The organism is Streptomyces bugieae (assembly GCF_036352915.1).
GTDB classification, from domain to species: Bacteria; Actinomycetota; Actinomycetes; order Streptomycetales; family Streptomycetaceae; genus Streptomyces; species Streptomyces endophytica.
Map to the genome: position 1 here is coordinate 1 of NZ_JAZBJP010000078.1, position 1,849 is coordinate 1,849.

1 rRNA gene is annotated in these 1,849 nt (G+C 56.0%); it reads left to right on the forward strand.

Annotated features, from left to right (window positions below):
- Positions 1–1,828 (forward strand): 23S ribosomal RNA (locus tag V2J85_RS40225); the annotation flags it as partial.
- Positions 1,829–1,849: the final 21 nt, after the last annotated feature.

A 1,849-nucleotide genomic window follows, 5' to 3' on the forward strand; every position in this document is an offset into this window, starting at 1 on the left:
GTGATGGGTAGGGGAGCGTCGTGTGCCGGGTGAAGCAGCCGTGGAAACGAGTTGTGGACGGTTCACGAGTGAGAATGCAGGCATGAGTAGCGATACACACGTGGGAAACGTGTGCGCCGATTGACTAAGGGTTCCTGGGTCAAGCTGATCTGCCCAGGGTAAGTCGGGACCTAAGGCGAGGCCGACAGGCGTAGTCGATGGACAACCGGTTGATATTCCGGTACCCGCTTTGAAGCGCCAAACATTGAATCAGGCGATGCTAAGTCCGTGAAGCCGCCCTGAGCTCTTCGGAGCGTAGGGGAGTGGTGGAGCCGACGAACCAGACTTGTAGTAGGTGAGTGATGGGGTGACGCAGGAAGGTAGTCCAGCCCGGGCGGTGGTTGTCCCGGGGTAAGGGTGTAGGCCGTGTGGTAGGCAAATCCGTCACACGTTAAGGCTGAGACCTGATGCCGAGCCGATTGTGGTGAAGTGGATGATCCTATGCTGTCGAGAAAAGCCTCTAGCGAGTTTCATGGCGGCCCGTACCCTAAACCGACTCAGGTGGTCAGGTAGAGAATACCGAGGCGTTCGGGTGAACTATGGTTAAGGAACTCGGCAAAATGCCCCCGTAACTTCGGGAGAAGGGGGGCCATTGCTGGTGATGGAATTTTCTTCCTGAGCTGGTGGTGGCCGCAGAGACCAGCGAGAAGCGACTGTTTACTAAAAACACAGGTCCGTGCGAAGCCGTAAGGCGATGTATACGGACTGACGCCTGCCCGGTGCTGGAACGTTAAGGGGACCGGTTAGTCATGATTCGTCATGGCGAAGCTGAGAACTTAAGCGCCAGTAAACGGCGGTGGTAACTATAACCATCCTAAGGTAGCGAAATTCCTTGTCGGGTAAGTTCCGACCTGCACGAATGGCGTAACGACTTCTCGACTGTCTCAACCATAGGCCCGGTGAAATTGCATTACGAGTAAAGATGCTCGTTTCGCGCAGCAGGACGGAAAGACCCCGGGACCTTTACTATAGCTTGATATTGGTGTTCGGTTCGGCTTGTGTAGGATAGGTGGGAGACTGTGAAGCATCAACGCCAGTTGGTGTGGAGTCATTGTTGAAATACCACTCTGGTCGTGCTGGATGTCTAACCTGGGTCCGTGATCCGGATCAGGGACAGTGTCTGGTGGGTAGTTTAACTGGGGCGGTTGCCTCCTAAAGGGTAACGGAGGCGCCCAAAGGTTCCCTCAGCCTGGTTGGCAATCAGGTGTTGAGTGTAAGTGCACAAGGGAGCTTGACTGTGAGACTGACGGGTCGAGCAGGTACGAAAGTAGGGACTAGTGATCCGGCGGTGGCTTGTGGAAGCGCCGTCGCTCAACGGATAAAAGGTACCCCGGGGATAACAGGCTGATCTTCCCCAAGAGTCCATATCGACGGGATGGTTTGGCACCTCGATGTCGGCTCGTCGCATCCTGGGGCTGGAGTCGGTCCCAAGGGTTGGGCTGTTCGCCCATTAAAGCGGTACGCGAGCTGGGTTTAGAACGTCGTGAGACAGTTCGGTCCCTATCCGCTGTGCGCGTAGGAGTCTTGAGAAGGGCTGTCCCTAGTACGAGAGGACCGGGACGGACGAACCTCTGGTGTGCCAGTTGTTCTGCCAAGGGCATGGCTGGTTGGCTACGTTCGGAAAGGATAACCGCTGAAAGCATCTAAGCGGGAAGCCTGCTTCGAGATGAGGGCTCCCTCCCACTTGATGGGGTAAGGCTCCCAGTAGACGACTGGGTTGATAGGCCAGATATGGAAGCGCCGTAAGGTGTGGAGTTGACTGGTACTAATAGGCCGAGGGCTTGTCCTCAGTTGCTCGCGTCCACTGTGT